General features: G+C 35.9%; 34 protein-coding genes. 5 read left to right on the plus strand and 29 right to left on the minus strand.

The features are described 5' to 3' along the window. Nucleotides 1–873: 873 nt before the first annotated feature. Genes infA through rpsJ form a run of 23 tightly spaced genes read right to left on the minus strand, consistent with a single transcriptional unit; the run spans nt 874 to nt 11,599 of the window. Nucleotides 874–1,122 (minus strand): translation initiation factor IF-1, encoded by a 249-nt coding sequence (gene infA, locus BKH40_RS04735; protein ID WP_095277410.1) that lies wholly within the window; start codon nt 1,120–1,122, stop codon nt 874–876. Nucleotides 1,123–1,140: 18 nt separating this feature from the next. Continuing rightward, nucleotides 1,141–1,893 (minus strand): type I methionyl aminopeptidase, encoded by a 753-nt coding sequence (gene map / locus BKH40_RS04740; RefSeq protein ID WP_095277412.1) that lies wholly within the window; start codon nt 1,891–1,893, stop codon nt 1,141–1,143. A 2-nt stretch (nt 1,894–1,895) separates the two neighbouring features. After that, the gene (gene secY, locus BKH40_RS04745) at nt 1,896–3,155 is read right to left on the minus strand and encodes a preprotein translocase subunit SecY (protein ID WP_095277414.1); all 1,260 of its coding nucleotides are present in this window, start codon (nt 3,153–3,155) and stop codon (nt 1,896–1,898) included. Beyond that, nucleotides 3,155–3,553 carry a 50S ribosomal protein L15 gene (gene rplO, locus BKH40_RS04750; RefSeq protein ID WP_095277416.1) on the minus strand — a complete coding sequence of 133 codons (399 nt, stop codon included), beginning with the start codon at nt 3,551–3,553 and terminating at the stop codon, nt 3,155–3,157. Before rplO ends, secY begins: the two co-directional genes overlap by 1 nt. A 13-nt stretch (nt 3,554–3,566) precedes the next feature. Further along, a complete protein-coding gene (gene rpsE / locus BKH40_RS04755; protein WP_095277418.1) occupies nt 3,567–4,007 on the minus strand; it encodes a 30S ribosomal protein S5 in 441 nt (146 codons plus the stop codon). Between the two features lie 9 nt (nt 4,008–4,016). Then, on the minus strand, nt 4,017–4,373 hold the full coding sequence (gene rplR, locus BKH40_RS04760; RefSeq protein ID WP_095277420.1) for a 50S ribosomal protein L18: 357 nt from the start codon (nt 4,371–4,373) through the stop codon (nt 4,017–4,019). A gap of 25 nt (nt 4,374–4,398) precedes the next feature. After that, nucleotides 4,399–4,935, minus strand: a complete 537-nt coding sequence (rplF, locus tag BKH40_RS04765; RefSeq protein WP_095277421.1) for a 50S ribosomal protein L6 — start codon at nt 4,933–4,935, stop codon at nt 4,399–4,401. 9 nt (nt 4,936–4,944) lie between these two features. Continuing rightward, nucleotides 4,945–5,340, minus strand: a complete 396-nt coding sequence (rpsH, locus tag BKH40_RS04770; RefSeq protein WP_095277423.1) for a 30S ribosomal protein S8 — start codon at nt 5,338–5,340, stop codon at nt 4,945–4,947. Nucleotides 5,341–5,349: 9 nt separating this feature from the next. Continuing rightward, on the minus strand, nt 5,350–5,535 hold the full coding sequence (locus BKH40_RS04775; RefSeq protein WP_095228335.1) for a type Z 30S ribosomal protein S14: 186 nt from the start codon (nt 5,533–5,535) through the stop codon (nt 5,350–5,352). Continuing rightward, a complete protein-coding gene (gene rplE / locus BKH40_RS04780; protein WP_095277425.1) occupies nt 5,535–6,080 on the minus strand; it encodes a 50S ribosomal protein L5 in 546 nt (181 codons plus the stop codon). The genes BKH40_RS04775 and rplE overlap by 1 nt, the downstream gene beginning before the upstream one ends. Continuing rightward, complete coding sequence (gene rplX, locus BKH40_RS04785; RefSeq protein ID WP_095277426.1) at nt 6,080–6,313, minus strand: 50S ribosomal protein L24; 234 nt, start codon at nt 6,311–6,313, stop codon at nt 6,080–6,082. The genes rplE and rplX overlap by 1 nt, the downstream gene beginning before the upstream one ends. Continuing rightward, on the minus strand, nt 6,314–6,682 hold the full coding sequence (gene rplN, locus BKH40_RS04790; RefSeq protein WP_095277428.1) for a 50S ribosomal protein L14: 369 nt from the start codon (nt 6,680–6,682) through the stop codon (nt 6,314–6,316). Then, a complete protein-coding gene (gene rpsQ, locus BKH40_RS04795) occupies nt 6,679–6,945 on the minus strand; it encodes a 30S ribosomal protein S17 (protein ID WP_095277429.1) in 267 nt (88 codons plus the stop codon). The genes rplN and rpsQ overlap by 4 nt, the downstream gene beginning before the upstream one ends. After that, nucleotides 6,945–7,163: a 50S ribosomal protein L29 gene (gene rpmC / locus BKH40_RS04800; protein WP_095228345.1), complete on the minus strand. Its 219-nt coding sequence runs from the start codon at nt 7,161–7,163 to the stop codon at nt 6,945–6,947. Before rpmC ends, rpsQ begins: the two co-directional genes overlap by 1 nt. Next, nucleotides 7,150–7,575 (minus strand): 50S ribosomal protein L16, encoded by a 426-nt coding sequence (rplP, locus tag BKH40_RS04805; RefSeq protein WP_095228347.1) that lies wholly within the window; start codon nt 7,573–7,575, stop codon nt 7,150–7,152. The genes rpmC and rplP overlap by 14 nt, the downstream gene beginning before the upstream one ends. Before the next feature lie 2 nt (nt 7,576–7,577). Further along, complete coding sequence (gene rpsC, locus BKH40_RS04810) at nt 7,578–8,276, minus strand: 30S ribosomal protein S3 (protein ID WP_095277431.1); 699 nt, start codon at nt 8,274–8,276, stop codon at nt 7,578–7,580. Further along, nucleotides 8,277–8,636, minus strand: coding sequence for a 50S ribosomal protein L22 (rplV, locus tag BKH40_RS04815; RefSeq protein ID WP_095277433.1), 360 nt, complete (start codon nt 8,634–8,636; stop codon nt 8,277–8,279). A gap of 10 nt (nt 8,637–8,646) precedes the next feature. Then, entirely contained in the window at nt 8,647–8,928 is a 282-nt protein-coding gene (rpsS, locus tag BKH40_RS04820; RefSeq protein WP_095277434.1) for a 30S ribosomal protein S19, read from the minus strand. A gap of 9 nt (nt 8,929–8,937) precedes the next feature. Beyond that, the gene (gene rplB / locus BKH40_RS04825; protein ID WP_095277436.1) at nt 8,938–9,765 is read right to left on the minus strand and encodes a 50S ribosomal protein L2; all 828 of its coding nucleotides are present in this window, start codon (nt 9,763–9,765) and stop codon (nt 8,938–8,940) included. A 12-nt stretch (nt 9,766–9,777) separates the two neighbouring features. Then, nucleotides 9,778–10,074, minus strand: a complete 297-nt coding sequence (locus BKH40_RS04830; RefSeq protein WP_095228358.1) for a 50S ribosomal protein L23 — start codon at nt 10,072–10,074, stop codon at nt 9,778–9,780. 3 nt (nt 10,075–10,077) lie between these two features. Next, nucleotides 10,078–10,692 carry a 50S ribosomal protein L4 gene (rplD, locus tag BKH40_RS04835; RefSeq protein WP_095277438.1) on the minus strand — a complete coding sequence of 205 codons (615 nt, stop codon included), beginning with the start codon at nt 10,690–10,692 and terminating at the stop codon, nt 10,078–10,080. Nucleotides 10,693–10,705: 13 nt separating this feature from the next. After that, nucleotides 10,706–11,278, minus strand: coding sequence for a 50S ribosomal protein L3 (gene rplC / locus BKH40_RS04840; RefSeq protein WP_095277439.1), 573 nt, complete (start codon nt 11,276–11,278; stop codon nt 10,706–10,708). Between the two features lie 12 nt (nt 11,279–11,290). Then, entirely contained in the window at nt 11,291–11,599 is a 309-nt protein-coding gene (gene rpsJ / locus BKH40_RS04845) for a 30S ribosomal protein S10 (RefSeq protein ID WP_095228365.1), read from the minus strand. 308 nt (nt 11,600–11,907) lie between these two features. Between rpsJ and mua the strand changes: the two genes are divergently transcribed. Beyond that, nucleotides 11,908–12,786, plus strand: a complete 879-nt coding sequence (gene mua, locus BKH40_RS04850; RefSeq protein WP_095277441.1) for a nickel-binding protein Mua — start codon at nt 11,908–11,910, stop codon at nt 12,784–12,786. Between the two features lie 190 nt (nt 12,787–12,976). Then, nucleotides 12,977–14,122, plus strand: a complete 1,146-nt coding sequence (locus BKH40_RS04855; RefSeq protein ID WP_095277442.1) for a methyl-accepting chemotaxis protein — start codon at nt 12,977–12,979, stop codon at nt 14,120–14,122. 255 nt (nt 14,123–14,377) lie between these two features. Here the strand turns inward: BKH40_RS04855 and BKH40_RS04860 are convergent, their stop codons facing one another. Both BKH40_RS04860 and dapF read right to left on the minus strand, forming a co-directional pair. Beyond that, on the minus strand, nt 14,378–15,499 hold the full coding sequence (locus tag BKH40_RS04860) for a metallophosphoesterase (RefSeq protein WP_095277444.1): 1,122 nt from the start codon (nt 15,497–15,499) through the stop codon (nt 14,378–14,380). A 56-nt stretch (nt 15,500–15,555) separates the two neighbouring features. Beyond that, a complete protein-coding gene (gene dapF, locus BKH40_RS04865; protein ID WP_257842518.1) occupies nt 15,556–16,344 on the minus strand; it encodes a diaminopimelate epimerase in 789 nt (262 codons plus the stop codon). 70 nt (nt 16,345–16,414) lie between these two features. Here dapF and BKH40_RS04870 point away from each other — a divergent pair, with 70 nt between their 5' ends. From BKH40_RS04870 to recO, 3 genes are all read left to right on the plus strand, one after another. Then, nucleotides 16,415–16,975, plus strand: a complete 561-nt coding sequence (locus BKH40_RS04870; protein WP_095277448.1) for a hypothetical protein — start codon at nt 16,415–16,417, stop codon at nt 16,973–16,975. Between the two features lie 91 nt (nt 16,976–17,066). Continuing rightward, complete coding sequence (glmS, locus tag BKH40_RS04875; RefSeq protein ID WP_095277449.1) at nt 17,067–18,854, plus strand: glutamine--fructose-6-phosphate transaminase (isomerizing); 1,788 nt, start codon at nt 17,067–17,069, stop codon at nt 18,852–18,854. Between the two features lie 17 nt (nt 18,855–18,871). Beyond that, on the plus strand, nt 18,872–19,489 hold the full coding sequence (recO, locus tag BKH40_RS04880) for a recombination protein RecO (RefSeq protein WP_095277451.1): 618 nt from the start codon (nt 18,872–18,874) through the stop codon (nt 19,487–19,489). Nucleotides 19,490–19,517: 28 nt separating this feature from the next. Here the strand turns inward: recO and fmt are convergent, their stop codons facing one another. The 4 genes from fmt to dxs form a co-directional block, all read right to left on the minus strand. After that, nucleotides 19,518–20,438: a methionyl-tRNA formyltransferase gene (gene fmt / locus BKH40_RS04885; RefSeq protein ID WP_095277452.1), complete on the minus strand. Its 921-nt coding sequence runs from the start codon at nt 20,436–20,438 to the stop codon at nt 19,518–19,520. Between the two features lie 71 nt (nt 20,439–20,509). After that, nucleotides 20,510–21,973 (minus strand): dipeptide/tripeptide permease DtpA, encoded by a 1,464-nt coding sequence (dtpA, locus tag BKH40_RS04890; RefSeq protein ID WP_219350155.1) that lies wholly within the window; start codon nt 21,971–21,973, stop codon nt 20,510–20,512. 505 nt (nt 21,974–22,478) lie between these two features. Then, complete coding sequence (gene recA / locus BKH40_RS04895) at nt 22,479–23,525, minus strand: recombinase RecA (RefSeq protein WP_095277455.1); 1,047 nt, start codon at nt 23,523–23,525, stop codon at nt 22,479–22,481. Further along, nucleotides 23,526–25,418 carry a 1-deoxy-D-xylulose-5-phosphate synthase gene (gene dxs / locus BKH40_RS04900; RefSeq protein WP_095277610.1) on the minus strand — a complete coding sequence of 631 codons (1,893 nt, stop codon included), beginning with the start codon at nt 25,416–25,418 and terminating at the stop codon, nt 23,526–23,528. It lies immediately after the preceding gene. Nucleotides 25,419–25,423 lie beyond the last annotated feature (5 nt).

Below are 25,423 nucleotides of genomic sequence, written 5' to 3' on the forward strand. Positions count from 1 at the left end.
TTTTTTTTTTTTTGTATTAAAGGAAGCTTAAAGTGAAAACTTTTATAAAAAATATTTATTAGTTAATACTAAAAATGAAATAAGATTTTACTTTTAGCTATTTTTAGCTCTTTTTCACTTTAAATATTAAAATGATCTTTTACTAAAATAGAAGAAAGAAAGAGAAGGCTTAACTTTTACATAGTGAGAGAAGCTTAGCTTTTAGTATTAGTAAGTTTAGGTTGGTGGTTTGTGGAGTTGGATGGAAATTAGTAAAGATCTAGCTTTTAAAAAGGTGTGCTTAGCGATTAAGTTATATTAAGTAAGGGTAAGCAAGCAACTTCAAGAGGGTGAAAACAAGCGATAGCGCAAGTTTCTTTGAAAAAGACTAACTAAAAACTAGGCTTGCTAAAAGGCTTTTTGAGAAGTGCCTTTCTAGTTTTTAGCTTTTATTCTTAGTAGACTTTAGTACAGGTTAATAAAATAACTAGTATAATGAAAACTAAGATTTTGGGAATCTTTTTCATTAGGCATCACCTCCTTCCTTTTTTGGAACGAGATATACACCTAAGAGGCACCACCCTCTTAGGGCAACCTCTACTTCAATTATAACAAATCAATATTTTTACTTTTATGGATTCTTTTTATGAGTTTTTATACTTGCTTAATCGCGCCTGCTGTGCTTTTAGCGTAAAGATAACTATATTATTTTATATAAAACTGCCACAATTTACTTAAGCAAGACTTGTAATAATGGAGTTTCTATACTTAATAAAATGGTTGATTATTTGATATTTAACTACAAATTTGATAAAGCTGAAAGTAGATTCAACACAAGATTAAAATCTTATGTTGAAAACGAAGTATTAGCGATGTTGTAAAAGCTATAAGCAGTTAGCTCTGCGATGAAGAAGAGGCCTCATTACGTGGATAGCGATAAACTATCCTACCTTTATCAAGACTATAAGGTGTAAGTTCAATCTTTACCTTATCACCTTGCAAGATATTAATCTTATTCATCCTCATCTTACCTGCTATATGACATAAAACTACATGCCCATTAGCAAGCTCTACTCTAAAAGTAGTACTAGGCAAAGCCTCTATAACCCTTCCATCTGTTTCTATAACATCATCTTTAGCCAAACGTAATCCTTTTATAACTTATATTTGCGTTAGTATTTTAGCTTTGCCATCAACTATGGCGACTGTGTGCTCATGGTGAGAAGTATTTAGCCCATCTTCACTTACAACAGACCACTTATCTCCTAAAATCTTAGGCTTACCACTTTTTTGACAAACCATAGGTTCAAGACAAAATATCATCCCTTCTTTGACTTTTGGGCCACTATTTAAAGGACCAGTAGCATAGTTTGGAATCTCAGGTGCATCGTGAGGCTTTCTACCTATACCATGGCCACAGTAGCCTTCAAGTGGCACAAAGCCAGACTGGCGGATATTTTGTTCTAGCATGCTGCTAATCTCTTTAAAACGCATACCAGCTCTTATATTATCTATTACATTATTTAAAGTATTAAAAGAAGAAGCAAGAAGTTTTTCATCACTACTAGAAATCTTACCTACGCCTACAGTAACAGCACCATCTCCAAACCAGCCATCCAAGTTACTACCTGTATCAAAGCCTACTATATCGCCTTCTTTTAGCTTATAGTCAGTTGGTATACCGTGTATTACGACTTCATTTAAAGAGATACAAACTGCATTAGGAAAGCCATAAAGACCTTTGAAGGCTGGCTTTACATTTCTAGACTTCATAAAGTCTTCAACTGCCCTATCTATCTCTAGTAAGCTAACTCCGGGCTTTGCCATAGAGCTAGCAAGCTCTAAAGCTAAGGCTACTTCAAGGGAGGCTAGTCTTAGAGATTCTATTTCTTTTTTGTTTCTTACCGGTATCATAGTTAAATACCAACAGCACTCAAGGTCTGATACTTACTCATATATATCTGAGCTTCAATCTTACGCATAGTGTCTATGGCAACTTGCACAACGATTAGCACTGAAGTTCCACCAAAGAGGAAAGGTACTCCCATAAAGTGGAGTAGTAACCATGGAACAGTTGAAATGATAGCTAGATATAAAGCACCCCAAAATGTCAGATGCCCCGCTACTTTGTTTAGATAGTGGGCTGTGCTTTCACCTGGTCTAAGACCCGGTATGTAGCCATTTTGTCTTTTTAAGTTATCTGCTATATCTTTAGAGTTAAAGACTATAGAAGAGTAAAAGAAAGAGAAAAAGATGATGAATATAAACATTAAGATGTTATATCCATACCCTGCTGGATTTAAAAAGTCAGCTATAGCTAACAAGACCTTATTAGAGCTTGCGTGCAGTATAGTTGAAGGAAAGACCAAAAGTGCTGAGGCAAAGATAGGTGGTATAACCCCACTTAGGTTTAACTTAACTGGTATGTAGTTCATGATACGCTTGTTTTGGTTTTGCATAATCACTTTTCTAGCATAAGAAACTGGGATCCTTCTTTCACCTAGTTCTATATAAATGATGATAAAAACTGTCACAAGGACTACTACTATGATGCCTATTAGAGAAAGGATACTCTTATCATTAACACTTACTGCATTAAACTCTGCACCTATAGCACTTGGGATTCCAGAAACAATACCTGCAAAGATTATAAGAGAGATACCATTACCTATACCTTTTTGAGTTATCTGCTCACCTATCCACACAAGAAGCATAGTCCCAGCTAGCATAGAAAATATAGACACTACGACAAAAAGCGACATATTAATCAAGATAGCATTACCACCATGTCCACCTATACTATTTAGCCCATAGCTTACGCTTCCTGCTTGTATAATGGTTATAAAGATAGTTAGATAACGTATGATTTGCATATATTTTTGCATACCGTCACGTTCTTTTTTCATCTTTCCTATATTGGTAAAAGTTGCAGATAGTAGTTCCATTACAATGGATGCTGTAATGTAGGGCATGATGCCTAAGGAGATAATGCTTAGTCTTTCAACTGCGTGACCACTAAATGTATTAAATAACCCCAAAGCCCCACCAGCGTTAGCATCAAAAAACTGTTTTAGTGCACTAGGGTCAACTCCGGGAATTGGAACATAAGATAATAATCTATAGGCGAAGAGAAATGCCAATGTGATTAATATCTTATTTAAGATCGCTCTATTCATTATAGACTTCCGCTAGTAACGATTCTTTCATCTTTAATTTTAGATACTAGAGACTTAGCTTTTGTTCCTATCAACTTCACTTTTACAACATAAAGTGGAATCTTATAAACTGTTTTTATAGATTCTAAAGTTATCTCGCTTAAGTTTTCTAGTCCTACTTGCTTATCTACATTTATAACGTAAGGTTTAACTACTCTAGAAGTAAAGCCAACTTTAGGAAGTCTTCTTTGAAGTGGTTGTTGTCCACCTTCAAAACCTCTTTTTGCCTTATAACCAGTTCTAGCAGTTTGACCCTTACCACCACGAGTAGCAGTCTTACCCATACCAGAGCCTTGACCACGTCCTACTCTTTTTATATCTTTTGTACTACCTTTGGCAGGTTGTATTTTTTCTAGCATGACTTTTTCTCCCTTAAGCTTTTATTCTTGCTAATGCACCAATAGTAGCACGCACAACGTTGTAAGGGTTGCTAGAACCAAGTGACTTTGTAAGGATATCTCTAATACCTGCTAGTTCAACTACTGGTCTAGCAGATCCACCTGCTATAACACCTGTACCTTCACTTGCTGGTTTTAGCATGATCTTGCTTGCATTGTATTTGTGCTCTATATCGTGGGCTATAGTCGTCCCTTTGATGTTTACATAGATGATATTCTTAAATGCATCATCAACTGCTTTTTTGATAGCATCTGGAACTTCTTTTGCCTTCCCAAGTCCAAAACCTACAAGACCATTCTTGTTTCCAACAACCACTAAAGCATTAAATCTAAATCTACGTCCGCCTTTTACAACTTTAGTAACGCGACCTATATTTACAACTACTTCGCTAAATTCCTCTTTGTTGATTTCCATTTCTTCTCCTTAAAGAACTATGCCATTATCTCTTAGTGTTTGTGCAAAAGTCGCAACTACACCATGATACAAATATCCGTTTCTATCAAACACTACTTCAGCTATACCTTTTTCTTTAAGGATGTTGGCAAACTCTGTTGCTAACTTTGCAACATCTTCTTTATTGTTCCCAACTTTTAACTTACATCCATCTATTGACGCAACAGTTGTGCCTAATGCGTCATTTATAGCCTGTGCATAAAAGTGTTTATTAGATCTAAAGACACTAACTCTAGGTTTTGTCTCACAACCTACACATTTAGCCCTACCGCGCAATTTCCTTTTTAGTCGTAATTGCTTTTTTCTTTCTAAAATCTTAGCTATCATTTTTCGCCTTACTTATAAATTATGGTTATTTTTTAGATGTTTTACCAGCTTTTCTGATAATAGTTTCATCACTGTATTTAACACCCTTACCTTTATATGGCTCTGGTGGTCTGAAATCTCTTATCTCAGCGGCTATTTGCCCAACTTGTTGCTTATCTATACCTTTTATAGTAATAAGGTTTTTTTCAACACTTATTTCTATATTTTCAGGGATTGGATATTTAATAGGGTGGGAAAAACCTAAAAGTAGCTCTAAAGTTTTACCATTAACACTAGCTCTATAACCAACTCCGTTGATTTCTAGTGTCTTAACAAAACCACTACTTAAACCAATAACTATATTGTTAGCTAGTGCTCTATAAGTACCCCAAAATGCACGTGATTGTGGTGCAGAATCTATAGCAGCAAAAACTAGCTCGTTGTTGCTATACTCAATCTTCACACGGTTAAATGTTTCTAAGTTTCTAACTAATTTTGAATTTTTAAAAGCAATGTTGCTCCCATTAATACTCACTTCGATTCCACTTGGAATATTAATTGGCTTCTTACCTACTCTTGACATATATCTCTCCTACCAAATACTGCAAAGCGCTTCACCGCCGACATTTAACTTATAGGCTTCATCATTTGCTATAACACCTTTTGAAGTGCTAACAACTATGATTCCATAACCATTTTTAAATCTTTTTAGCTCATCTTTTGATCTATAGATTCTTCTTCCTGGCTTACTTATCCTCTTTAATTCACTAATGACACTATTACCTCTATCATCGTAAGCTAACTGGACAAATATGCTTTGTTTGTTGTCTTTATCATCTACGCGGTAGTCTTTTATAAAGTTTCTTTGTTTGAAAACTTCTAAGATGCTAACTACTATCTTTCCATAATACAGTTGTGTATTATCAAGTTTTCTCATAGAAGCATTTCTAATGCGTGTTATAGAATCTGCGATTATATCATTTACCATGCTTTCACCTTACCAACTAGCTTTTCTAAGGCCGGGTATCAGGCCTTCATTACCCATCTTACGTAAACAAACGCGACATATTCCAAAGTCTCTATAAACAGAGTGAGGTCTCCCACATATCTGACATCTTGTGTAACCTCTAACTTTAAACTTAGGCTTTCTTTTTGCCTTAGCTATCATAGACTTCTTTGCCATTATCTTCCTTTCGCAAATGGAATACCGAATAATTCCAATAATTTATATGCCGACTTATCATCATTTGCAGTAGTTGCTATAGTTATATTCATACCATGAGTTACCATAATATCATCATAAACTACTTCAGGGAACATCAACTGCTCTTTTAAACCAAAACTGTAATTTCCTCTGCCATCAAAGCCATTTTGAGGAACACCTCTAAAGTCTTTAACACGAGGAAGGGCTACAACGATTAACTTTTCTAAGAAGTTATACATCAACTTCCCTCTCAAAGTTACTTTAACACCCATAGGCATACCTTCTCTCATCTTAAAACCAGCAACAGACTTTTTAGCCTTAGTTATTAAGGCTTTTTGACCTGCTATTAAAGAAATAGTATCTGCTATGTTTTGCATAATCTTTGCTTCTTTAGCATATTCACCTGCACCAACACTTATAACTATTTTTTCAATTTTTGGTACCAACATAGGGTTGGTTATATTAAGCTCAGATTTTAACTTTTCTTTTATCTCAGTTTTATAGAGTTCTCTTAACGCAAACATTATTTCTCCTCTATCTTTTTAACATTTGATATATCAAGAGGCATCTCTTTTGCGATAAATCCACCTTTTTTATTTTCATCATCAGGCTTGATAGCTTTTTTCGCAAGGTTGCAGCCTTTTACTACTACCTTCCTTTCCTTTGGGAAAACAAAAAGCACTTCACCACTTTTGCCCTTATCATCACCAGTGATAACTTTAACATTATCACCTTTTTTTATCTTACATTTAACCACTTATAATACCTCCGGAGCTAACGACACTATTTTCATAAAATTTGCATATCGCACTTCTCTACTAACAGGACCAAATATACGAGTGCCTAAAGGCTCTCTTTTGTTATCCAATATAACAACCGCGTTATCATCAAATCTAACTAAAGATCCATTATCTCTATGGATTTCTTTTTTAGTTCTAACAACAACTGCTTTTAAAACTTGACCTTTTTTTACCTTGCCATTAGGTATAGCACGTTTTACAGACACAACTATAACATCGCCTACGCTTGCATACATTCTGTGACTTCCGCCTAAAACCTTAATGCACATTACCTCTTTTGCGCCACTATTATCAGCAACACTTAGTCTTGTAAAACTCTGTATCATTCACCTACTCCTACAACAACTATATCTTTTAGTTTAAAAGACTTATTTTTAGAAATAGGTCTGCACTCAATAGCAGTTACAACATCGCCCACTCTAGACTTGTTTTCTTCATCGTGAATGGTGTATCTTTTAAATCTTTTAACGATTTTTCTATACTTTGGATGCACAACCCTTCTTTCAACAAGTACCACCGCACTTTTATCGCCAGCGATACTAACTACTCTGCCTTGTATAACCCTCTTGTGGGCTTGATTTTCACTCACTAGCTATCCTTTTTCTCTGTATCAGACACAGTTTCTTTTAATAAATTCAGCGCTGTATAAATTTTAGCTATATCTTTTTTTACTATAGAAATCTCATGTGACTTTGTTAATTGCATAGTCTTAAGTTTGATTCTAAGAGTAAAAAGCTCTCCTTTTTTTTCCTTCAAAAGCTCATTTAATTCATTCAAGCTCTTATTTTTTAGATCAATAAATTTCATTTTCATTCTCGCTAGTAACAATCTTAGTTTTAAAAGGCAATTTGCTTTGTGCTAAAGCAAGGGCTTCTCTTGCAGTAGCTTCATCTATGCCCAACATTTCATATATGATTCTGCCCGGCTGAATGTTCATCACCCACTTATCAACACTACCTTTACCTTTACCCATACGAGTTTCTAAAGGTTTTGCAGTCAAAGGTTTATCTGGAAAAACTCTTATCCAAACTTTTCCAGCCCTTTTTGTGTGTCTAGTCATAGCAACCCTAGCAGATTCTATCTGTCTTGAATCTATTCTTCCATGCTCTAGTGCTTTTATACCAATATTTCCAAACGCAAGGCTAAAACCGCGGTAAGTAAGACCACGGTTTCTACCCTTCATTTGCTTTCTGAATTTGCTTCGTTTTGGCATCAACATAGTTATTGTCTCCCTTTCCTAGCTCTTGCTCTTCCATCTTGTTCTTCAGCTTCTTTTTCTACATGCAAGCCTTTTTGAAGAACCTCACCTTTAAATATCCATACCTTTACACCTATGATCCCATAAGTAGTAGCAGCTTCAGCAAAACCATAATCTATCTTTGCTCTCAAAGTGTGTAATGGAACTCTTCCTTCCATATACCACTCAGTTCTCGCCATCTCAGCTCCTGCTAATCTTCCAGAAACTTTAACTTTGATACCTTTAGCACCATTTTTCATAGCAGCTTGCATAACTTTTTTCATAGCACGTCTAAAAGCCACACGCTTTTCAAGCTGAGTTGCTATATTTTCTGCTGCAAGCTGTGAGTTAGCTTGTGCTCTTTTAACTTCTTTAATGTTAATAGCAACATCTTTATCAACTAACTTTTTTAGAGTTTCTTTTACTTCTTCTATAGCAGCACCTTTCTTACCTATGATAAGGCCGGGTTTTGCTGCTACAACAGTAACTCTAAGTTTTGAAGCTGCTCTTTCTATAATGATCTCACTAATACCAGCATAGTAAAGTTCTTTTTTTAGGAATTTTCTAATAGCGTGGTCTTCTCCTATATTTGTAGGAGTCTTTCTACTGTTTGGAAACCATCTAGAGGCCCAATTTCTATTTATACCTAATCTTAGCCCTATTGGATTGACTTTTTGACCCATCTACTTAACCTCGCCTTTACTTTTTTTGCTAGATTTTTTCTCTTTGACTTCATCCACTTCGACAAAAATATGTGCCATAGGTTTTCTAATAGGAGTAGCCCTCCCTCTAGCGCGTGGCATAAAACGACGTAAAACTGGACCAGCATCAACTCTACAAGAAATGATATGTACGCTACTTGCTTCAAATCCACCGTTTGCAACAGCTGATGCTATAGTTTTATAAATTAATCTTGCGGCTTTATTAGGAGTAAACTCTAAGCTAGCAAGTGCTAACTCTGCGTTCATACCTTGTACTTGTCTAGCTATAAGTCTAGCTTTAGTAGGTGATAATCTAGTGTATTTTAATATTGCAGTACTCATTCTTACCTACCTACTTTCCGATTTTCTTTTGGACACTACCCTTGTGTCCTTTGAAAGTTCTTGTAGGAGCAAACTCGCCAAGTTTATATCCTACATGATTTTCTGTGACATAAACGGGGATAAATGCCCTTCCGTTATGAACGCTAAATGTTAATCCTATCATCTCAGGCAAGATAGTACTTCTTCTTGACCATGTTTTAATAGGTTTATTATCTTTTGTCTCTTTTGCTTTCAACGCCTTCTTCTCTAAGTGGGAATCTACAAAAGGACCTTTTTTAATTGACCTTGCCATTTACTATCCTTACTTTTTCTTTCTTGAAATAATTAGCTTATCGCTAGCTTTTTTACGTCTTGTCTTAAATCCTTTTGCAGGAGTTCCCCAAGGAGAAACTGGGTGACCACTAGAACCAGTCTTACCTTCACCACCACCGTGAGGGTGATCTACTGGGTTCATCGCACTACCTCTAGTTTGCGGTCTTACGCCTAAGTGCCTGTTTCTTCCAGCTTTACCTATAGAGATGTTTGCGAAGTCTTCATTACCAACAACACCAATAGTAGCCATACACTCTTCTAAAATGTATCTCATCTCACCACTTGGCATTCTTAGAATGATATATTTGCCTTCACGACCCATTATCTGTGCACTTGCGCCTGCACTTCTAGCTATGCTTCCACCAGCTTTTGGATGAAGCTCTATATTGTGAACTATAGTTCCTATAGGTATATTTTTAAGTTTCATAGCAAAACCGCTTTTTATATCAAGTCCGCTTTCAGCTGAGATAATAGTATCTCCTAGTTTATTACCACTTGGCATGATGATATAACGCTTATCACCATCTTTATAGCTAACTAGTGCTATGCGGCAGTTTCTGTATGGGTCATACTCTATAGCTACTATCTTTCCTTCGATGTTAAACTTATCTCTTTTGAAGTCTATGATTCTATAAAGTTTTTTTGCTCCACCTTCTTTGTGACGGCTAGTGATTCTTCCATTATTGTTTCTTCCAGCAGTAACTGGTAGTTTTATAAGTAAGCTTCTAACGCTTGGTTTTGCAGTTATATCATTTGAGCTAAGGTTGCTCATAAACCTTCTGCTAGGTGTATATGGTTTATATGTTTTTACAGCCATACTTCTCTCTCCTTACACTGAAAGCGAATCAATGTTCGCGCCTTCTGGAATCTTCACATAGAACTTTTTGAAGTTTGCTCTAGTTCCCATTGCCTGCTTGCCGTCTTTTGATTTAACTCTTTTTGATTTACCATCTTGTCTTAGAGAGTTTATCCTTAAAGGTGTAAAACCAAAATAGTCTTTAAAAATTTCTTTTAACTTATTCTTTGTCACACGAGTAGAAGTCTGAACTACTATCACTCCACTTTCTTGTAAGTTTAATGATTTCTCAGTGTATAAAATAGTTTTTATATCAGTAATATCTGCCATACATTAATCCTTTTTCACTATCTCGTCAAATGCTGCTTGTTCAAATACAACAGATCTAAAATACGCAATGAGATAAGCATTAAGCGAATTAAGCTCTACAGGATAACATTGACTAATGTTTCTGTAAGCTAAAAATGTAGATTCACTCATATCTTTTAACACAAGTAAAGTAGTTCTCTCATTTAGTCCCTTAACTATCTTATAAGCATCTTTTGTCTTACCGCTACTTACGCTAAGGCTAGGTTTTACATATAATTTGCCTTCGTTTGCTTTCTGGTTTAAAGCATACTCAAGTGCTAGTTTTTTTTGTTTTCTATTGATTTTTATATCATAGTTTTTATTATTACTTGGTCCATGGCTCACACCCCCACCTACAAATATAGGAGAAGTTATACTTCCAGCTCTCGCACGACCACCGCCTTTTTGTGCCCATGGCTTTTTACCACCACCGCTTACATTGCCTCTAGTCTTAGCTGATGCATTATTGCTTCTGCAGCTGGCCAAATACGACTTTATATACAAATACAAATTGTGTTCATTTATATCTGTATAATGGGCTGGCAACTCTACTTCACTAACTCTTGCTAGTCCATCATCTAATATAATTGCTTTACTCATCTCTTACCTTTGCCTATAAAATACTTATTTTTCCATATGCGCTGTTGAAGCCCGGAACTGAACCTTTTAACACCAAGATACTGCTATCTTTATCAAAAGAGATAATCTGACTTTTTACGCTTACTAACTCGTCTCCATATTGACCAGCCATTTTTTTACCTTTTTGAACACGACCTGGCCACTCTCTATTACCAATTGACCCTGGACGTCTGTGGAATCTACTTCCGTGTCCGCCCGGACCACCTTGGAAGTTCCATCTTTTCATAACACCACTAAAGCCTCTTCCTTTTGTATTAAAAGAAACTTTTAGTGTTTTTCCATTTTGAAGTGCTTCTAAATCTAGACTAGTAGCCTCGCTGCTAGCAACTTTTAAAGTAGCAAAAGTATTAAACTCTTTGCTTAGGTTATACTTTTTTTGTTGACCTTCTATGGCTTTATTCATATTTTTGCCCTTAGAGTAAGCAACAAGCGCTTTGTTATCTTTTACGCTGCAAACTTTAGCATTTAGAACTTTTAGTAAAGTCACTGCCTCGCTAGGAGTGCTTATCGTTCTACTCATCCCAATTTTTTGTACTATAAATTCCATCGCTTGCAACCTCTACTTTAAAGTCATAACTTCTACGTCTACTTCAGGCGCTAAGTCAAGCTTCATTAGGCTTTCGACTGTATTTGGAGTAGCAGACATAATGTCTATTATACGACTGTGTTTTCTTATCTCAAATTGCTCTCTAGAATCTTTATTAACGTGAGGAGAACGTATAACTGTATAGCGTCTTTTGCGTGTAGGCAAAGGCACTGGTCCTATGATCTCAGAACCTGTACGTTTAACAGCATTAACTATAGAAGATACTGATCTATCCAGCACTCTATGGTCATAGGCTCTAAGCTTAAGTCTAATCTTTTCCATATATGTCCTTATGAATTTATGCAAAATTTTGCGTTTTGTAAAGACGTTATTCTACTTGAAAGCCCTATACATAGTCAAGCAACACAGTAAAATATTTCCTTTTAATAAGGACAATATTTACCATTTTTAAATTTCTAAAGTTCCAAACAAATCTCTTACAAACTAGCCCTTAGTTAACACAGTAGAATGTTGAAAAATAAGTTCTAAAAGATTATAATCACACCCACTTTATGACTTACTATTTTTAAACCACACACAGTTTTTAAAAACTCTAAAAACTATACATACTTCAAAAGGTTATTTATAAATTGGAAAAAGACGAAAGAGTAAAACTAGCAGACGTTGTCTCAGAGATAGATGATCAAAAGGTATTTCTAGAGTTCATAACAAAACTTGGCACGATAAAAGAAGCTTGGCAGATAGAAGAGATTTTCGATAAAGAAAAGCTTAAATTCCTAAACTTTTTAGATTCTAAAAATGCCGAGCTAGAAAGCAAAGAAGAAGAATTAAAGCTTGTAACGCAAGACTTACTAGAGGCTAATACCTTGCTAAAAGATGCACATAGTGAACTAAACTTACTACGTATAGAGCTTGCAGACTTACAAAGCAAAGCTAAGCTTTATAAAACAAAACTTGAAAAAGAAACCCTAGAAGATAATGATGTGGAATCTAACACACAAAGCAAAGACTTCTTAGATATAGAGTATTTTTTCAAAGAGTTTGCTCCCTTAGATATAGTTAACGTACATGTAAAAAATGGCAATATAGCAAGGGCTAGGATAGCCCAAAAAGTCTATGGAGAAGAGCTTTATAGCTACTATAAAAAAGGCATAGTTAAGCTTATAAATCTAAAAGATAAAGTACTAGAGCTAGAGCTAACTAACTCAAAACTTGAAGTTGAGCTTAAAAACTTATACATGGAAGATACATATAAAGAAAATATTTTAAATAAGCTAAGTAAAGACTGTCCTAAAGAGGAGGTCTTTAATGCAAATGAGGCTAGTTTTAAAAATGTCGAGTTTATAGAAGAAAGCAAGATTAGTGAGGATATAAATCTAAGCGATATAGATTCCAACATAGAAGCTTTGCGAGATATAAGCATAGTAGCAGCAGAAGAAAATATAGAGATACTAAAGAAAAAAGAAGCTTTAGAAAAGATTTTCACTGAGCTAAATCAAAAAGCTTAAATATCCTCAGTGCCTTGATAGCCTATCTTTTATCTAGTTTAAACTAAACAAAGAATCTAGCTTTGGTAAAGTTTTAGTTAGTTTCTATACATTTCATTATTAGCTTATATATAATCAATACCACATTAATCATTTTATTTTATTTTATATCTAACTAAAAGATAAACTTTATTTAACAAAGGTCATCGTCATGAATATAAGATCACTTTATCAACGGATGAGATTTATACACATAGTTGGAATCATAGTGTTAGTTCTTAATGCCTACTTTTTTACTGACAACCTAGTAGGTGAGATCGTACAGTATGTCTGTGCTGTCTTTTTGCTTATCCACGACCTAGATGAAAACAAGTGGGGCACTAAGATGTCAAAGACTATAGCTTCAGAGCTTGGAAACTTAAAACTTGATCAAAAGATTAACGCAGATACTAGATGGAGTAATGAAGTAAGTACAGTTTTACATCATATAGAAAGCTTTAAAACTAGTCTTAATGGAACCATAACACTAGTAAAAACTAGTATCAATAATGGCACATCTTTATCTAATAGCTTAAAAAACATAGCCATATCTTCTAATGAGCTAACTAAGAAAGAAGAAAACATCATGCAAAAGATATCTACTAGTACTGAGATCTCACAAAAAAGTCTAGAAAAGTTTGTAGGTGGTATAAATGAAAACAAAGCTAGAAATGAAGGCATGATACAAGACTTTAAAGACCTAGATGATGCCATGTCTAATCTAAGGACGCACACAAAAGAAACATATGACCTTGATGAAGAAGTTATACGCAATCTAAGTAGCCTAAACAAAAAAGCAGATGGCATAAAAGAGATACTAACCATCATCCATCAAATAGTAAAGCAAACTAACCTCTTAGCATTAAATGCTGCTATAGAAGCAGCGAGGGCTGGTGAGCATGGGCGTGGCTTTGCAGTAGTTGCTGATGAGATAGGAAAGCTTGCTCAAACCACACAAAGCAACCTTGGGGCAATTGATGGCAACATACAAGAGATGATAGAAGGGGTCACTTCAAACTATCAAGCTATGGAGGCTAATAGAAAAAGTCTAGGCGAAGTCTTAGAAAAAGCAAACGTCGTAGGGGATAATATAGCAAAACTAGATTCTAAGTTTCATGAAAATCTAAAAACTATCTTTGTAGTCTTAAACGCAGCTAATAATATACAAAGCACTATAGAAGATATAAACAAAGAAGTAGTAGAGATAAAAAATGTCATTAATCACAATGTAAACAACTCTCAAAGCATACAAGATATAAGCCAGATGATTCAGTCTAACTTCTTAGATCTTAAAAGAGATATAAAAAAGTTTGTATAAGTTAGCTTAAGTCTTACTAAAAGATTCCAAATCTTTACAAGTAAGCTTAAGAAAAAGACCTGTGGCAAGCAAAACTTAAAGCAAGACTTAAAGATAGCGGGGTTTAGGATGGATTTAAAAGATTCTATCTCTAGCCCAAATCTTTGCTTTAATGTCTCTTACTTTAAAAATTCTTTGCTTAGGGCTTCTTGACTTAAAACTTCTTGACTTAAGATTTGCCAGCCTTAGAATCTAGTACTTAGTTTAAAGTTTTACTTATCTGCTTGCCTTAAGATTTAAAAGCGTTATCTCTCTTCTTGCAAAAAGCCTCATGGGTGCTCCCCACTGACCAGTCCCAACACTTACATATATAAACTTACCTTTTTCATACTCATGAAGCCCCCTAACATAAGGCTGCTGCAAAGGCACTAAAAAGTTAAAAGGAAAGATCTGCCCGCCATGAGTGTGCCCAGAGACTACTAAGTCTACTTTCTTATCCCCTACTAGCTGTATCACCTTTGGCTGATGGGCAAGCAGTACTGTTGGATATGAAGGGTTAGCAAACTCTAAGGCTTTTGTAAGATTTGGCGCTAGGTTACTACTAGGCTCTATTTTATATCTAGCACTAGACATATCTGAGATACCAGCTATGTTTAGTCCGACTTCATCAAGGCTTACTTCAGAGTTCATAAGTACTTTAAAATTCATAGTCTGAAAGGCTTTTATTATATTATCTATATCATAGTGATACTCATGATTCCCTAAAACGTAATAGATTCCAAGAGGAGCATTTAGTGCTTTTAACTCGCTAGCTGAGTTTCTAGCACTCACATAGTAAGTATCTATGATATCACCTACTAAAAAGACTAGATCTGGCTTTAGGCTATTAACCTCAGCCACTATATTTTTTACTTCTTTTGGTTTTACTAGCTTAGTTATGTGTAAGTCTGCTATGACTGCTACTTTTAGGTTTTGCTTAAGGCCACTAAGCTCTATAGTCTGCGTTCTTATAGCAGGAAGTCTATAGCCTTCATAAAAGCTAGCGATAATGGCAATTATGGCTATGATTATTAGCACAGCTGCTATATAAGGGCTTAATGAGTGATAGTAGTAGTAGCTAAAAGCCCTTATTATAAGCACAACTATTAGACAAACTATGCTTGCTACTAAAAATATCCACATGATGCCTATGCTTGAAGCAAAGACTGTGTTTAGCCAAGAGCTTAGTTTTACATTAGACCCTACAAAGTTGGCTATTAAAAATATAGCATTTAGCGTTACTAGTATCTTAAAGATATGTCTAAGTGGAGAGTAAACTCCAGCGTATCGAAACAAAGCATAGTAGATAAAGATGTGTAAGACCACAGCTACACATACAAAGATTATTTTAAAAAACAAGTTTTACCTTTTCTCATAACTTTTTTTACAAAATCCTAGCTAGTTGATAAGCCTACTTAAAAAACCATGTTGATATCACAGATCCTTTTTACTTCCCCTTTAAAGCCTATCTTTTGCCCTACTTTAAAAACGCTAAGTTTTTCTTTGCTAGGTGGGATTAAGATTTTAGATTCTGCTATGTTTAGCAAAGAGTAAACTGCACATGCCCCAGTGCCACAAGCTAGAGTTATACCTTCTATGCCTCTTTCAAAAGTAGCATAGCTTAGTGCTCCACTAGATTCTATAAAGGCGATATTAACATTAGCATCATACTTATCTCTTAGGGCTTTTAAAAAGCTAAGATTATGCGTTAGTCTTAAAAACTCTTCTTTAGTTTTTGCAAAGTGCACTAAGTGAGGGATGTTCATAAGCACTAAAGAAAACTCTAAGCCTTCTTCTTTATGAGTGCTTAAAAGCTTTGCTTCACCTAGAGTAGAACTAACTTCTAAGATACTTTCTGCCTGCAAGTTTGTGTGCGGAAAGACTTCAACTTCTATAGGCCCAGCCTCAGTTAAAAAGCTATGTTTTAAGCTAGCAAGGCCATTAAGTGCGGCATAAAAGGCCACGCATCTTGAAGCATTACCACACATAGCAGCCCTACTTCCATCATCGTTATAAAACTCCCACTTATAAGATTCCTTAAAGTCTCCTTTTAAAGGTAGCAAAACTACTAAGCCATCAGCTCCAACACCAAAGTGTCTATTACAGATACTTTTTGCTAAGGCACTTCTATCTTGTGATATAAAACTATGAAATATTAAAAAGTCATTCCCACTAGCACTATACTTGCTAAGTTGCAAAACCATCTCCTATTAAAAAAGCCGATTTAAAAACGTTAGATGTTATTATAATACCTTAACTAAAAAGTGAGATTTTATGCGTAACCTTATAAAAATAATCCCCCTACTTACCCTAGTTTTATTTACCAGCCTTGAAGCAGATAACTTTATGAGTAAAAACCTTCCAGCAAGCCCTAATAAAAGCGGGCAAAAAGAAGTCTACTTTGTAGTTTCTAACATCATCCCTTTATCTAATAACTATCTGATAAATACCGGGCAAGGAAAGGTGCTATTTTTATCAAAAAACCTTTTAAACACACTAGAAAACTACCCAAGTGCTAAAACTCAAAAGATGTATGACATGAATGGTAGGCTAACTTCAGTGGAATCTAGCAACCAAGAGATAAAGATCTATAGAAACACGCAAAAACCCTCAAACCTCTACTCTAGGATCTCTCCTAACATCTCTGCGGTTTCAAGGCTAAGTGATGAGCTTTACACTATAACCCCCATGCCAAAAAGCCTAACTAACTGCAATCTTTTGCTAACTAGAACCTTTCAAGGAAAAAGACAAGAAAAACATGCCCTACTTTTAGACCTAGATAGCCTGCCTAACAACATAGGACCTGCAAGGCTAGAAGTAGAGTGCCCAAGATAAAATGGCATAAAAGTGACATATAAAAAAACTAAGTCACTATAAAAAGATAAAATATGCAAGCAAACTACTACAAACTACATAAAGGAGAACCATGTGTGGAATCATAGGCTACATAGGTGATAATGAAAAAAAGACCATAGTGATGGATGGCTTAAAAGACCTTGAGTATAGAGGCTATGACAGTGCTGGGCTTTCAGTGCTTAAAGATAATGAGTTAGTAGTTTATAAAGCAGTTGGAAAACTTAGTAACTTAGAATCTAAAACTAAAGACTTTAACTCTTCTGGCTTTGGCGTAGCTATAGGTCATACAAGATGGGCGACACACGGCAAACCTACAGAGCTAAACGCCCACCCTCACACTGCAAGCTTTAGCAATGTCGTCCATAATGGGATAATAGAAAACTACGCTGAGTTAAAAGAAGACTTAACCAAAAAAGGACATAGTTTTGTAAGTCAAACTGACACTGAAGTTATAGTCCACCTTTTTGAAGAAAACCTAAAAAAGCATAAGCCTTTAGCTGCTTTTCAAAAAACTATAGGCGAGTTAAAAGGGGCTTATGCCATATTACTTATAACTAAGGTAAGTCCAGATTCCATCTTTTATGCAAAAAATGCAAGTCCACTAGTTATAGGAGAAGGCAGGGAAGATGATATCTACTTTGCAAGTTCTGACTCACCTCTTATAGGTAAGGTTGATAAGGTGTCTTACTTGCAAGATGGAGATATAGGTGAGATGAAACTTGGCGGCTTTAGCAGTTTAAGGGATATAAGACCACTAAGTGGCAGTAAAGAAAGCTCAAAAAAAGAAGGCTTTAGATTCTACATGGAAAAAGAGATCTATGAGCAAGAAAGAGTGCTGCTAGAGTGTATGCTTGGGCGAGTTGGTGAAGAAGACATAAGACTAGAAGAGTTAGATGATAAGCTTTTAGAAGGCATAGATTCTATAAGGATATGTGCTTGTGGTACTAGCTATCATGCAGGGCTTGTAGGTCAGTACTTAATAGAACGCAAAGCTAGGATTAAAGCAAGCACTGAGATAGCTAGTGAGTTTAGATACGCCAAACCCATCATCTCTAAAAATGAGCTTTTTGTGGCAATTAGCCAAAGTGGTGAGACTGCTGATACTTTAGAGGCTTTAAAGCTAGCTAAAAGAAGTGGCTTAAAAACCCTAAGCATATGTAATGTTGATAATAGCTCTATAGTTAGGCTAAGTGATGCAAGCTTGCTTACGCGTGCTGGCATAGAAAAAGGTGTAGCTAGCACTAAGGCTTTTGCAACGCAAGTCATGGTACTTTGGATACTAAGCGTTTATCTAGGCTTAAGAAATGGCAACATCGATAAAAAAGGACTAAAAAGCGAGATAAAAGCCATGCTTGGGTGTATAAAAGCAGCCCATATAGAATCTAAAATGCACGAAAGACTAAAACGCTTAAGTAAGCGCTATTTGCACGGACATGGCTTTTTCTTTATAGGGCGAGATGTATTCTACCCACTAGCTTTAGAGGGAGCTTTAAAACTAAAAGAGATAAGCTATCTTCACGCCCAAGGCTACCCAAGTGGCGAGATGAAACATGGTCCTATAGCACTAGCTGATGCAAGGCTTTTTACCCTAGCTTTAATCCCTAAAAACCTACTTTATGAAAAAGTAAAAAGCAACGTAGAAGAGTTAGCTGCTAGAGATTCTACAATCTGTGCTTTAAGTCCACTAGACTTTGAGTTAGCTGATGACTTAGTGCTTATACCAAAGTATGAAAGCTATATGGAAGAGTTTTTCTCCATGATGACTTGCTTGCAACTTCTTGCCTTAGAGATAGCAGTAAGACTCGGTAATGACGTAGACATGCCACGTAACTTAGCAAAAAGCGTAACAGTAGAGTAGGTTAAAAAAGCTAAAAGATGGAAGGCTACATCCTAGCTATCATAAAATCTACTAGAGAAGACTTGATAGTTAGAATCCTAACTAGAGGTAAGATGCAAACCCTTTATAGATTCTATGGAGCAAGGCATAGTATCTTGCACGTTGGGCGAAAGATAGACTATGAAGTTGAAGCTAACTCACTTCATATGCCAAAACTTAGAAATATCATGCATCTAAACCGCAACTTTGAGCTTGATATAGATAAGATGTATATCTGGCAGCGTTACTTAGGACTACTAAATCGCCACTTAGAAGATGTTAGTGAGTGCCCAAACTTTTATTATGACTTATTAGAATCTAGTAGCCACATGCTTGCAAGACAAGAGCCAAAAAGTCTCATACTTCAGATGCACTCTAAGCTTTTAAACTATGAAGGGCGAGACTTTAGTGCTAGTTACTGCACACTTTGTGAAGAGCCCCTTGGCGAGATAGTAGCCTTAACTAAAGGCTTTAATCTAGCCTGTACTAAGTGCTTACCTAAGTCTTTTACCCTGAAAAAAACTAGCTTTTTTAACTACATAAGCTCTCAGTCTTGCTTGCATCTAAGTGATACTGAGATAAATGGTCTTTATAAAACCTTACTTTTTGGAATCTAATAAAAAGTGCATTTTAGCTAAGTGATAGCTAAGCTAGTTTATCGCCTACTTTAAGCCCACAAGACTGCAGATAGCTACTAGCTTGCATCTTACTTTTAGAATCTGGAGTAACCTGCCCTATAAGAAGGCTTCCTTTTTTGCAGCCCACTACTATGCCTTTATCTTTTAGGGCTAGTATCAAACCGGGCTCATTAATGGAAGTTGTCTCATGCAAAGATATATCATGAAGTTTAAGATTAGATTCTAAAAACACGCCCGGCCAAGCTATAAAAGCAAGGTAGCGTTTATAGATATCTAAGGCATCATTAAAGTCTACTAAGCCATCACTTTTAGCTATCTTTTTACAGTAAGTTGCCTTACTTGCATCTTGCTTTATAGGGGTTATAGAATCTATATTATCTATCACTTCATCTAGCATCCTAGCGCCTTCTTTAGCAAAAAGCTCTAAAAGTGATATTAGATTAAGCCCATCTACTAGCTTTCTATCTATAGACCAAGTAGATAAGATATCGCCACTATCAAGCCCAGCATCCATATCTATGATACTTAGTCCAAAAGTCTCATCATCACTTAGTATCATCTGCTGGATAGGAGAAGCCCCCCTATAGCTTGGAAGCAGTGATCCATGTAAGTTAATGCATCTATACATATCTAAGAAGAGTTGTGGAAGTATCTGACCATAAGCCACAACCACTACTAGATTAATCTCTAGCCTACTTAAAGATTCCATTAAAGGCTCTATGATTCCTTCTTTTAGATTTTCTGGCTGAAAAACTGGGACATTAATACTCAAAGCATAGTCTTTAACTGGAGGAGGAGTAAGCTGCTTTTTTCGCCCCTTTGGTCTATCTGGCTGAGTTAACACGCCAACGATGTTGTGCTTTTGGCTTAAAAAGTATAAAACATCTCTTGCAAACTCTGGTGTCCCACAAAATAAAATATTACGCATGCCTTGCCTTTATAGTATTAGTTATAAAAACCTCTGTATGGTTATTATAAACTATCCTAATAGCACGAGTTTTAATTTTTCATCATATTATTAAGCTTAGGGGCACTTATAAGCATGATAACTGCGATGACTGCAGTAACTATGCCTATTTGTAAAAATACATGCCCATATACTTTTAAAGACACAAGGGCATTATTAACATTACTTGGCACAGCCATCATATTAGCAACATAGCCACCTACTATATTAGCCCCAGCAGACGTTAAAAAGTAAGCCCCCATGATAAAGCCCATAAGACGTGCTGGCACAAGCTGGGCTACCATAGCAAGCCCAAGCCCTGAGATCATAAGCTCTCCTACACTTTGGAAAAGATAGCTAACTATAAGCCAGTTTACAGACACTATCCCTAAGTCATTGGCAAACTTTGTGCCTAGTGGCAAGATTAAAAAAGCAAGTGAGCAAAGCACCATGCCTATGGCAAACTTCATAGTTATAGGCAAAGTATCGCCAAGTTTGTTATAAAGGATGGCTAGTATGGGACTGGCTATGATTATCCAAAAAGGATTTAGTGCTTGATACTGTTCAGGTTGAAAAGAGATTCCAAAGATAGAGTGAGAAACATTATGTATAGCAAAAAAGTTTAGCGAAGTTGGCATCTGTGCGTAGAGTACAAAAAAGATTAAAGATTCTATCATCAAGATAAAAGCTAATATCATCTTCCTTCTAGGTGCCCCATGCAAGGAAAAAGTCTCTTTAGCAAAAAGTATGATAACAACTATGGCAATTAACCCTAACACAGCACGCGCTATATGCTGATAGTGTAAAAGCCAAGTTGCAACTCCTATTAAGATAAGGATGCCAAGTATGGTAAGGCTTAGATTTCTTAAGTTTAAAGGCTTAAAATCTAGTCTTGAGCCATAGTCTTTTATCCAGCGTTTACAAAAAGCAAAGTTTATAATGGCTATAAGCATACCAACTACACTTAAAGAAAAAGCAACACTAAAGCCATAGTGCTTTGCTAAAAAGGGAGTTATAAGCATGGAGAAAAAAGAGCCTATGTTTATAGACATGTAATACATCGTAAAAGCACCATCAAGACGCGGGTCATCTTTCTTATAGCAAGTTGATAGTAAAGAAGAAGGGTTGGCTTTAAAAAGGCCATTACCCACAGCTATGGTTGCCATACCTATATAAATCATACCTGCACTATGATTGGAGTAAGCTACTAGCACGTAGCCTATAGCTAAGACTATAGCCCCTAAAAGTATAACTCGCTTAGTGCCAAGCACCCTATCTCCTAGCCACCCTCCAATAGCAACTAGTCCATAGACAAGTGCTGCAAACGAAGAAAACAAAGTTATGGAATCTGACTCTCCTAACCCTATCTCCCTTGCTAAGTAAACTGCTAATATAGCCTGCAAGCCATAATAGCCAAAACGCTCCCATAACTCTATGGAAAATATAAGATAAAAAGCCTTAGGCTGCTTGAAGACATTTAAGTGCGAAGGTGGTTTTTTACTCTTTTGGCTTTTCAATCTTCTCTCCTTTTGCATAACCTATCTTTTAGCATTTCTTACAATAGGCAGTATAGTGATACAGTATAGCAACTTTTGGAGGAAGGAGGATAAAAAATATTGCACTAAAAAGATCTTAAGTTGATAAGAAGAATAGATAGAACACCATATAGGGCTTATAAGACTTTTATGTATGACCCTAAGTCTAGTTTTTGATAGAGTTTTACTTCTTAGTGCTCTGCATGCTTATTTTGACTAAAGTCAAAGATAACTTGATGCTAGTTTGTTAGATTTTGAAAAGATTGCTTATTTTTAATATCTAATTGCCAAATTCAAAGGTTGTGCCTTCTTTTTGTGATGGCTTTCTCCTCACAATTGATGTTTAATAAAAATAGATTCCATAAATTTATAGAATCTATCTTTTAGTCATTACAAAGAAGTGCTTGCATCGATTTAGCAATTTTATATTTTTTAGATTTTCATATCTATAGAATCTAAAACTAAAGAAAACTAGATTCTATAAAACTTAGTCTAAGTTTTCATCCTCTGGCTCATCTGGCAAAGGCAGTATCTCTTCACTCATGCCAATTTGCTCTTTTATCTTATCTTCTATCTCTTTGGCTACGTCTGGATTATCTTTTAAGAAAAGCTTAGCGTTTTCTTTGCCTTGCCCTATCTTCCTATCGCCATAGCTTAGCCAAGCACCACTTTTATCTATGATGTCAAGCTTTACGCCATAGTCTATGATCTCACCTTGTCTGCTTATACCTTGACCAAACATGATGTCAAACTCTGCTTCTCTAAAAGGAGGGGCGACTTTATTTTTTACGATTTTTACTTTTACTCTGTTTCCTATGACTTGCTCTGCTTGCTTAAGGCTAGCTATACGTCTTATATCAATCCTAACACTTGCGTAAAACTTCAAAGCATTACCACCAGTTGTAGTTTCTGGACTTCCATAGCCCATCATGCCTATTTTCATTCTTATTTGGTTGATGAAGATTAGAGTAGTGTTCATCTTAGAAAGTGCTCCTGCTATCTTTCTTAAAGCATGACTCATAAGTCTAGCTTGAAGACCTACATGCTGATCACCCATATCACCATCAATCTCAGCCTTTGGAGTAAGTGCAGCAACACTATCTACTACTATTAGATCAATAGCCCCACTTCTAGTTAAAGTCTCTAGTATCTCTAAGGCTTGCTCGCCATTATCTGGCTGAGTGATGTAGAGGTTTTCTATATCTACTCCTAGATTTTTAGCATAGTAAACATCAAGGGCGTGCTCAGCATCTATAAAAGCACATATCCCTCCTTCTTTTTGACACTGAGCTATTATCTGCAGGCTTAATGTCGTCTTACCACTACTTTCAGGACCATAAACTTCTATAATCCTTCCTTTTGGTATCCCGCCTATACCAAGGGCTAAGTCAACTCCTAAAGACCCAGTAGAGATAGCATCTATCTTTTCTACTTGCTTATCTCCTAGCCTTATAAGCATGCCCTTCCCAAAGGCCTTATCAACTTGTTTGATAGCTAAGTCTAATGCTTTTTGTTTACTAGGATCTATGTCCATTTATACTCCTTTAATATTTATAAGATTTAAAATCTTCTCTGCCAAAGACATACTATCAAGTCCAAGAGACTTTTCAACTAAACTAGTAGCGCCATGTTTTACAAAGATATCATCAACTTCTAAACTTACTATCTTAGCTTTTATAGCCCTGCCTTCTAGTAAAAAACTTCCTTGAAGCTCACTTACCGCACTACCCACACCTCCAAGCTTATAGCTATCACTTAGCACAACTATATATTCATAGCGTTCAAAGGCTTTTAGTAAGCCTTCTTTATCAAGTGGTTTTAGATAGACTAAGTCACTAACATCCACTTCTACTTCTTTTGTCTTTAGCTCTTTTTGTGTTTTTAGTGCCCTTCCCACGCCATTACCATAACCAAGTAATAAGACTTTGGAATCTTTACTCTCTACTAAAACTTGCATCTTTTTAGACTCTAAAGCCTCTTTATAGCCTTTCACATACAAGTCTTTATCTAAGATAAAACTACCTCTTGGGTATCTAAAAGCAAAAGGTGCATTATTGACAGTAGTTGAAAAAGCTAGCACTTCTTTTAAAGATTCTAAGCTTCTTGGTGCAACTAGTATCATATTAGGAAGGCTTCTTAGATAGGATACATCTAGTAAGCCTTGGTGCGTTTCACCATCTTCTCCAACTATACCTGCTCTATCTATGCAAAATCTTACCGGCAAGCTCATGATGCACACATCATGCACTATCTGATCATAAGCTCTTTGTAAAAAAGTAGAATAGATTGCAACATAGGGCTTAAAGCCTTCTTTTGCAAAAGAAGCCATAGAAGTCACTGCGTGCTGTTCAGCTATAGCTACATCAAAAAAGCGACTTGGAAACTCTTCTATAAGGTTGGCAATGCCTGTGCCATTAGGCATAGCAGCACTTACACCTACTATCTTTTCATCTTTTCTAGCAAGCTCCATTAAAGTCGCTCCAAAAACATCAGTTGGAGAAAGGGTCTTTTTAACGCTTAAACTTTTACCTGTGCTTAAGTCAAAAGGCCCAACTCCATGCCACTTTTCATATCTTCCTTCAGCTATCTTGTAGCCTTTGCCTTTTATAGTTTGGGCGTGGATTATAACTGGCTTATTAAGAGTGCTTGCTACTTTTAAAGTAGAGATTATCTCTTTTATATTGTGTCCATCTATTGGACCTATATAGTTTAATCCTAGCTCTTCAAACAGTACACCCGGTGTTATAAGCTTAAAACCATCTTCAAATCTATTAGCAAGATAGGCAGCACTTTGAGGAACCTTTGTAAGTATCTTTTTAACTTTTTCTCTAAAAGACTGATAAAACGGGCTAGCTATACTAGTAGATAAGATTCTAGATATCGCCCCTATGGGCTTAGCTATACTCATCTCATTATCATTTAAGATTATTATCATGGGGTATTTTCTATCACCAAGCTCATTTATAGCTTCATAGATTAGCCCTGCACTCATAGCACCATCACCAACTAGTACTACTGGCTTGTTAGGATTATCTTCTAGTGCCCTAGCCTTTGCAACACCAACTCCTAAAGATATGGATGTAGAACTATGCCCTGCTATAAAGTAGTCTTTAGGGCTCTCAAAAGGGCTAGTAAAGCCACTTATGCCTCCAAATGTACGTAGGGTTTCAAACTCTTTATAGCGCCCAGTTATAAGCTTATGTGCATAAGTTTGATGGCTGACATCATAGATAAAAGGGCTTTTAGCACAGTCAAACACAGCATGCATACCAACTATTAGATCAACTGCGCCAAGAGTAGAGCTTAGGTGCCCTCCATTTTTACTAACCACTTCTAAGATTCTATGTCTTATAGCTTCACTTAGGCTTTCAAGACTTGTGATATCTGCATCTTTTAACTTATCTGATATATCTACATTTTTAAGCATGTCAA

The sequence above is a fragment of the Helicobacter sp. 11S02629-2 genome (assembly GCF_002272875.1).
In the GTDB taxonomy this organism is placed as follows: Bacteria; Campylobacterota; Campylobacteria; order Campylobacterales; family Helicobacteraceae; genus Helicobacter_I.

Excerpts from the sequence above, each read along its gene's own strand:
- rplN (WP_095277428.1), bottom strand. The coding sequence starts at position 6,682 with ATGATACAGAGTTTTACAAGACTAAGTGTTGCTGATAATAGTGGCGCA.
- rplC (WP_095277439.1), bottom strand. The coding sequence starts at position 11,278 with ATGGAATTTATAGTACAAAAAATTGGGATGAGTAGAACGATAAGCACT.
- map (WP_095277412.1), bottom strand. The coding sequence starts at position 1,893 with ATGATACCGGTAAGAAACAAAAAAGAAATAGAATCTCTAAGACTAGCC.
- rpmC (WP_095228345.1), bottom strand. The coding sequence starts at position 7,163 with ATGAAATTTATTGATCTAAAAAATAAGAGCTTGAATGAATTAAATGAG.
- rpsJ (WP_095228365.1), bottom strand. The coding sequence starts at position 11,599 with ATGGAAAAGATTAGACTTAAGCTTAGAGCCTATGACCATAGAGTGCTG.
- rplO (WP_095277416.1), bottom strand. The coding sequence starts at position 3,553 with ATGCTAGAAAAAATACAACCTGCCAAAGGTAGTACAAAAGATATAAAA.
- rpsS (WP_095277434.1), bottom strand. The coding sequence starts at position 8,928 with ATGGCAAGGTCAATTAAAAAAGGTCCTTTTGTAGATTCCCACTTAGAG.
- dxs (WP_095277610.1), bottom strand. The coding sequence starts at position 25,418 with ATGCTTAAAAATGTAGATATATCAGATAAGTTAAAAGATGCAGATATC.
- recA (WP_095277455.1), bottom strand. The coding sequence starts at position 23,525 with ATGGACATAGATCCTAGTAAACAAAAAGCATTAGACTTAGCTATCAAA.
- glmS (WP_095277449.1), top strand. The coding sequence starts at position 17,067 with ATGTGTGGAATCATAGGCTACATAGGTGATAATGAAAAAAAGACCATA.
- rplV (WP_095277433.1), bottom strand. The coding sequence starts at position 8,636 with ATGAGTACTGCAATATTAAAATACACTAGATTATCACCTACTAAAGCT.
- rplE (WP_095277425.1), bottom strand. The coding sequence starts at position 6,080 with ATGTTTGCGTTAAGAGAACTCTATAAAACTGAGATAAAAGAAAAGTTA.
- BKH40_RS04870 (WP_095277448.1), top strand. The coding sequence starts at position 16,415 with ATGCGTAACCTTATAAAAATAATCCCCCTACTTACCCTAGTTTTATTT.
- rplR (WP_095277420.1), bottom strand. The coding sequence starts at position 4,373 with ATGATAGCTAAGATTTTAGAAAGAAAAAAGCAATTACGACTAAAAAGG.
- rpsH (WP_095277423.1), bottom strand. The coding sequence starts at position 5,340 with ATGGTAAATGATATAATCGCAGATTCTATAACACGCATTAGAAATGCT.
- dapF (WP_257842518.1), bottom strand. The coding sequence starts at position 16,344 with ATGGTTTTGCAACTTAGCAAGTATAGTGCTAGTGGGAATGACTTTTTA.
- rpsC (WP_095277431.1), bottom strand. The coding sequence starts at position 8,276 with ATGGGTCAAAAAGTCAATCCAATAGGGCTAAGATTAGGTATAAATAGA.
- fmt (WP_095277452.1), bottom strand. The coding sequence starts at position 20,438 with ATGCGTAATATTTTATTTTGTGGGACACCAGAGTTTGCAAGAGATGTT.
- secY (WP_095277414.1), bottom strand. The coding sequence starts at position 3,155 with ATGAATAGAGCGATCTTAAATAAGATATTAATCACATTGGCATTTCTC.
- BKH40_RS04775 (WP_095228335.1), bottom strand. The coding sequence starts at position 5,535 with ATGGCAAAGAAGTCTATGATAGCTAAGGCAAAAAGAAAGCCTAAGTTT.
- rplF (WP_095277421.1), bottom strand. The coding sequence starts at position 4,935 with ATGTCAAGAGTAGGTAAGAAGCCAATTAATATTCCAAGTGGAATCGAA.
- rplD (WP_095277438.1), bottom strand. The coding sequence starts at position 10,692 with ATGAGTAAAGCAATTATATTAGATGATGGACTAGCAAGAGTTAGTGAA.
- rplP (WP_095228347.1), bottom strand. The coding sequence starts at position 7,575 with ATGTTGATGCCAAAACGAAGCAAATTCAGAAAGCAAATGAAGGGTAGA.
- BKH40_RS04855 (WP_095277442.1), top strand. The coding sequence starts at position 12,977 with ATGAATATAAGATCACTTTATCAACGGATGAGATTTATACACATAGTT.
- rplB (WP_095277436.1), bottom strand. The coding sequence starts at position 9,765 with ATGGCTGTAAAAACATATAAACCATATACACCTAGCAGAAGGTTTATG.
- rpsE (WP_095277418.1), bottom strand. The coding sequence starts at position 4,007 with ATGGAAATCAACAAAGAGGAATTTAGCGAAGTAGTTGTAAATATAGGT.
- recO (WP_095277451.1), top strand. The coding sequence starts at position 18,872 with ATGGAAGGCTACATCCTAGCTATCATAAAATCTACTAGAGAAGACTTG.
- BKH40_RS04830 (WP_095228358.1), bottom strand. The coding sequence starts at position 10,074 with ATGGCAGATATTACTGATATAAAAACTATTTTATACACTGAGAAATCA.